This is a genomic window from Paracoccus angustae, assembly GCF_042648745.1.
GTDB classification, from domain to species: Bacteria; Pseudomonadota; Alphaproteobacteria; order Rhodobacterales; family Rhodobacteraceae; genus Paracoccus; species Paracoccus angustae.
Genome location: NZ_JBHRXY010000072.1, coordinates 1 through 5,874 on the forward strand (window position 1 = coordinate 1; position 5,874 = coordinate 5,874).

The window sequence follows — 5,874 nt, forward strand, 5'->3', positions numbered from 1 at the left end:
TGGTGCAACCCTCGAACGGAGAATGCCGCGGGAGAGGCCGCCTACCCAGTCAGCTCACCCAGCGATCATGGGGTCTAGTCGCCGCCTAATAGGAAACATGTCCTCGCCGTAATGGTGCAGCTTGACGTGATGGCTGCGGCAGAGCCATTGCACGTTCAGGGGCTCATCGTATTGGTCGTGATGGGCATCGACCTTGGCCGCGCCGCAGACCTCGCAGCCCTGCTTTTCTAGAGCGCCGGAGATGAGTGCCCGCTGAACAGCAAGATGTGCCTGATACTTCTGCAGGTTGGTGCGACGCCAGTTCGTTTGACGGGTCTCGCTTTTCAGGGACGGTGGCCGTGGGGGCTTTGGATCATCCGCCATTATGCCGCAGCCTGCCGGCCCAGGGTGCGATACACGGTCGGACGCGAGATCGAGAACACCTCTGCCAGATCGCTAATGGAATACTCTCCGGTGTCATACATGCGCCGCAGCTCCTGCTGCTGGCGCTCCGACAGCTTCGGCTTCTTGCCCCGCAGCTTGCCCTTGGCGCGGGCCACGGCCATGCCCTCGCGGGTCCGCATGCGGATCAGGTCGGCCTCGAACTCGGCAAACGTCGCCAGGATGTTGAAGAACAGTTTGCCCATCGGGTCGGTCGGATCATGGATCGAGGTGCCAAGCTGAAGCTTGATCCCGCGCGCGGCTAGGTTGTCGGCAATGTCTCGGGCATCTGGGACAGAACGCGCCAGGCGATCCAGCTTCGGCACAACCAGCGTGTCACCCTCCCGCAAGGCGGCAAGCGCCTGATCGAGACCAGGGCGGGCGCGGTTCGTGCCGGTAAAACCGTGGTCGGTGTAGATGCGATCGGAGGCAACCCCGAAGCTGGCAAGGATACTCTTCTGCGCAGCAAGGTCCTGTTTGTCGGTGGAACAGCGGGCGTAGCCGATCAGAATATGTGTCATACCCCGATCTGTAACAGTAGACGCCCCTTCATTGCAAAGAATATCGGACCATTCATCTGAGATTTCGCGCTGCCAGCAAATGCTGGCCTTCAACGAGCCTGTTCAGGGGCAACCTGGCCGTCCCTTCAACGATCGTGTGCTTGACAGGGTCTTCATTACGTCGCGAAGAGCCCTAAGCCGATAGTCGGGCAAGCCGCAGCGAATGCAGATACAGGAAGCACAGTCGGTCCCTAGCTGATGAACGCCGTCAGCGGCGGATGCGATGCCGCATTTCCGAATGCTGCCGTTCGACTAGGAGTGCAGCGCAAACCCCGTCGGCGTGGATGCGAAGCGCACCTTTCCTCGGTTCGCTGCAGTCGTGGTCAATGCACTTTGGAAAGAAAGAAAATGTAGTAATGGGTTGTTTCTCATCGCTATGTCCTTTCATATCAAAATATCATTCGGTAAAAACCGCTTCGGAAAAATTTCAATATGCTGCTGTCATTGACGCCATCAGCCACCTCTGAGTGTGAGTTTTCAGAGTGGTCCATTGATACAAAGAACCGATCGAAATTGGTTGAAGTTATCGCCTATCTCTACTTGAGGCAGGAGGAAAACGCTCAGCGGATAATCAATGCTCTGGATCCGCGCCGAAGGGTCTCAAAAGGCAGAGTGGTCGAAAACATAGTTCGGAAGTTGACGGCTCCGCGGGTAAAGGATGTGAACCTACTCCAGTCGGGAACCGACGAGGAGAAAGAGGCGGCAAAAAAGCGGATCAGGACTTCGATCCTTCACCGAGACGGGCTTCTGTTCCAACACATTTCCTGGGTTGCTTCACGGCAAGCACATCCGCACGGCTATATGACTTCACCTCATGTTCGACAGGCAGATAAAGGCTTTGACGGCTTCATCATCGAACTGGGGGATAGTGGGCAGGAGATCATACGTATCGTGCTTTGCGAGGATAAGGCTTCGAAATCGCCCCGCAGCCTGATAAGTTCCAGCGTATGGTCTGAAATCGAAACTATTCTATGCGGCGATCGCGATGATGAGATCCTTGCAGACCTCGTGACCTTGCTGAAAGGTGTTCCCAACATCGACGCTGAAGCGGCGGTCGACGAGATTTTTTGGGAAGGCGCTCGCAACTTCAGGGTTGCTGTGGCGACTGGCGAAGATCAACGCAAGGCCGGGAATTTTCAGCACCTCATAGCCGGCTTTGAAGCGGTCGCTGGTGGTGCGCTTGAATCTCGTACCGCCGGCGTGCTGGCCTTCAAGGATGTGCGTAAAGGATTAGCTCTTCTCGCCAACGAGGTGGCTGCCAAGGTGGAGGAAATCGCCGGTGTTTGACCCAAGTTCCCGCGCGCTCCTACGACAAGCTCCTGACCTGCCTGGCCTCGATCCGGAAACCCTGGACGAGCTACTGACGGCCGCTCACATAGAGCTAGCCACAGTCCGCCTCCTGTCCCGCGAAGGTGAACCTGAGGTCGCAAGCGATGTACTCGACCGGGTGCGACGCCTTGCTTCGACCTTCGAAGCCTACGTCGCACTCAATCTTCGACCTGAGCAGACGCGCGCTGCGGCTTTCGTCGCCGCGAGTGCTCATCAGATATTGAGCCGTGTTCGCGAAGCGGCAATGGACCGACCAACTGTCGTTTCGAGTGATGCAATCGGATCTTCGATTTCAGCGACGCTCCTGTTCCTAATTGCTGATCGGGCGGCCGATGCGGCGGAAGTGGCGGGTCAACTCCGCGCTAAGGGAGAAAGGCGGGCAGTTCGACGATCTCTGATCCTAAGCCTCCGGGAATTAGCGACCGGCAATCTTACCACGCTGATAGAACGGGACTTTAGTGAAGACCGCATTGCAACGAATGATAGCCGCGAAGTAGCTACGGACCTTCTTTTAAGGGAATGTGCTTACGTGATTCAGGGACTTGGACAGGAAGCGCGCGGGAGCTCTGTGTCCGACTCTGACATTCGCTCAAGGCTTAGGCGGGTTATCCGCCTGTCGGAGGCTTCTGCGGTGGAGATCAACCTTGCTGTAGAAGGCACGGTGCACCACCAGTTTGCCGGGCCGCACCATCTGGCAACGCTCTTGAGCCGGCTCGTCAATGGCATGCAGGCCGCAATGCTAGTTCGGCTGCCAACACCATCTGGAGCACAAGCCGATACATGGACTGACTGGCTTTTGTCTCAGGCGCAATCGCGTCCGTTTCTGTGGATCAATCACCTGAAAGCAGTCAAAACGGGATACCTGAACCGTGGCAGGTCCATGGTGATGACTTCTCCCACCGGCTCCGGGAAAACCACGCTATCTGTCCTGAAAATCGCAGCGACCCTATGTTCGGGCGAAAGCGTCGTCTACCTGGCTCCAACCCATGCTCTCGTTGATCAGGTTGAGACAGATCTCTCTGCACAGATTGGGAGGCTCGAAGCGGTTAGCGTTGTTGAAGACGTCGCATTCGAGGAACTCGGCGATAGGCTGCCGCCATTCTCAGTCATGACGCCAGAGCGTTGCCTCGCCCTTCTGAGCTTCGCGCCCGAACTATTCGACAAGGTTGGCCTCCTTGTCTTCGACGAATTTCATCTCATTAGTGCCGATGATCCGACTACCTCATCGAAGGTCAGCGCACGCGCAATCGACGCGATGCTGGCGCTCCTGACGTTTCTCCGTCATCGCAAGGAAGCAGACTTGCTGCTGTTATCTGCAATGGTGGCCAACGGTGGCGAAATAGCACGTTGGCTGCGGGTAGTAACAGGAAGGGAGGTTGAGGCGTTCGACGATCCTTGGAAGCCAACACGGCAACTTCGCTCTTGTGTCATCTATGATCGCTCAGACGTGTTTAAAGCTGCGCAAGTCGCATCGAAGGCAAAGACCAAGTCGGCGCGAAGCCGGGTTCCCGCACAACCTCTCGGGCTCTTTTCATTGATCTCTGGTTGGCATCCCAAAAGACCGGAAAAGCTAGTTGTGCAGGCGCTGACGGATAGACGCCCGCCGCTTGTGAAAAACATCTATGGTAAATTTACGTCGAACAGGAACGAAGTCGCTGCCCAGATCGCAGCTGACTACGCAGCCGTTGGAAAACGCGTGATCGTCTTTTGCAATGATACCAAAGCATGTGGGAGTGTGGCGGATCACATCAATGAACTTCTGGCCCCGGCTACGATTGTGCTGGATGAAACGCAGAAGGAAATGCGTAAGTCAGTTCTGAAAGATGTGGGAGCGGCCGAAGCGACATTCGATCCCACAGGGTGCAGGGCAACGGTGCATCATGGTGATCTGCTGCCATTGGAGCGAAGGCTGACAGAAAGCGTCTTTCGGGTTCGCAGAGATTCCGAGAGCGAAGAGCTGGGCCTTGATGTAATCGCCGCAACCTCCACGATTGCGCAGGGATTAAATCTTCCGTGCGATGTTGTGATTCTCGCGGGCACCGACAGGAGCACGGCTGAAGATCCGAGTGGCAATCCCCGCACAGATTTGCGCCCTCACGAGATACTCAACGCACTTGGAAGGGCTGGACGCGCGGCATACGCCGCAACCGGTCTGGCGATCGTTGTTCCTGCGAAGCCGATCAGTGTGGAGAGAGAGAACATTTCCCTTCCGCCCGAGGGTATCCTGAAGACTGTCTTCTCCGAACAGGATGCTTGTGAGAAGATTTACGATCCGATCGAGTTGTTGCTTGATCGGATTGAGGTATTCGCCAACCCCGATCCAAAAGTACAATCGATAATCCGGCGTTTATCTGCTGTCACGACGGCAGGAGAGAGCGGCTTCGATGATGTAGTTCGCCGCTCTCTGGGGTTCTTCCGACGAAGGGAAGTTAATGCTTCGGGGGCGGACAAATGGCTTGAACGTCGCCGAACCGCGCTCAAGGCTGCCGAGGAGCAACTGGAAGATCCGCCCGTTCTTGATTGGCAAAGGGAAATTGCTGTTCGTAACGGTGTTCCACCAAGATTAATCGAGCGATTAGTCGAGGCGTTTGATCAGGCACCCAGTGAAAAGACAGCTACTGCGGACTGGGTCAACTGGCTGCTTGATATCGTGGCAGAACATCCGTTGGATCTGACGATCTTTGTTAGAGAAACAGCTCTCGAGGCTGTTTTCAGCCGCGCTTACACGAATGATACAAAACCAAAGGCCAAAGCTAAGCGGATACTGGGAGCGCTAAAGACGTTGGTTTCGATGTGGTGCGCTGGACGCACGCTAGTCGAAATCGAGGCTTGGCTTCTCACATTCATTCGAGCGCAAGAAGGAGAGGTCAAACAACCCGCTAACCAATCCTTTACGGCACAACGGGCTCGCCGCTTCGCCATACGCATCGCTCCTGATCTTGGCTTTTTGTGTGGTGTGCTTGGGCAGGTCGCCGCGTACAAAACTGCTCAAATAGAAGGAGTTGCGCTTCCTGTAATTGACATGCTGCCGCAGATGGTACGGGCAGGTGATCATGATCGCCATCATATGGCCTTAAGGCAAATGACAGCAAACGCCTCTCGGATCGAGACTTTTGAAGCGCACATTGCATTACGTGAATCATTCAGGGCAGGGGCATCTGCTGAAATGGATGTTGTACGAGACGAGGTTACTACTGCGATGCTTCTCCAATCATTCACGGATTTGGATGACATAGATCTTGGCTGATCGTCCACTCTGCGCCGCTTCGCAGATATTCGTGCACGCCGCAGCGACCCTTCACATCTCATCCATCGGGTCGATGCTCACCGCTAATCAAGACGATGAGGCTGCAGTCGCCGCGAGCGGAGCTATGCGGGGAAATGGGTGACGGGATTTGAGAGGGCGGCGTATCGTGGCGGGTGTCGAAGCCTGCCAGAACTTCCAAAAGGAACGATACGCCATGGAGAAGACTACAGACATCATCACTCTTCGTCAGCCGGAATCTGTTGAGGACCCGCTGACCGAGATCGCTCGCGATGGGGCACGCCGGATGCTGGCTGCCGC

Annotated in this window: 4 protein-coding genes; 2 read left to right on the forward strand and 2 right to left on the reverse strand. The window is 55.9% G+C overall.

The genetic code is table 11. The annotated features are described in order from the left end of the window. Positions 1–54: 54 nt before the first annotated feature. Both ACFOM8_RS22200 and ACFOM8_RS22205 read right to left on the reverse strand, forming a co-directional pair. A complete protein-coding gene (locus ACFOM8_RS22200) occupies positions 55–363 on the reverse strand; it encodes a hypothetical protein (protein WP_377764556.1) in 309 nt (102 codons plus the stop codon). Continuing rightward, entirely contained in the window at positions 363–1,034 is a 672-nt protein-coding gene (locus ACFOM8_RS22205) for a recombinase family protein (RefSeq protein ID WP_449301520.1), read from the reverse strand. Before ACFOM8_RS22205 ends, ACFOM8_RS22200 begins: the two co-directional genes overlap by 1 nt. A gap of 378 nt (positions 1,035–1,412) precedes the next feature. Here ACFOM8_RS22205 and ACFOM8_RS22210 point away from each other — a divergent pair, with 378 nt between their 5' ends. Together ACFOM8_RS22210 and ACFOM8_RS22215 are read left to right on the forward strand one after the other, a co-directional pair. Further along, on the forward strand, positions 1,413–2,267 hold the full coding sequence (locus ACFOM8_RS22210) for a hypothetical protein (RefSeq protein ID WP_377764557.1): 855 nt from the start codon (positions 1,413–1,415) through the stop codon (positions 2,265–2,267). Continuing rightward, on the forward strand, positions 2,260–5,556 hold the full coding sequence (locus ACFOM8_RS22215) for a DEAD/DEAH box helicase (RefSeq protein ID WP_377764558.1): 3,297 nt from the start codon (positions 2,260–2,262) through the stop codon (positions 5,554–5,556). The genes ACFOM8_RS22210 and ACFOM8_RS22215 overlap by 8 nt, the downstream gene beginning before the upstream one ends. Positions 5,557–5,874 lie beyond the last annotated feature (318 nt).

Excerpts from the sequence above, each read along its gene's own strand:
- ACFOM8_RS22200 (WP_377764556.1), bottom strand. The coding sequence starts at position 363 with ATGGCGGATGATCCAAAGCCCCCACGGCCACCGTCCCTGAAAAGCGAG.
- ACFOM8_RS22210 (WP_377764557.1), top strand. The coding sequence starts at position 1,413 with ATGCTGCTGTCATTGACGCCATCAGCCACCTCTGAGTGTGAGTTTTCA.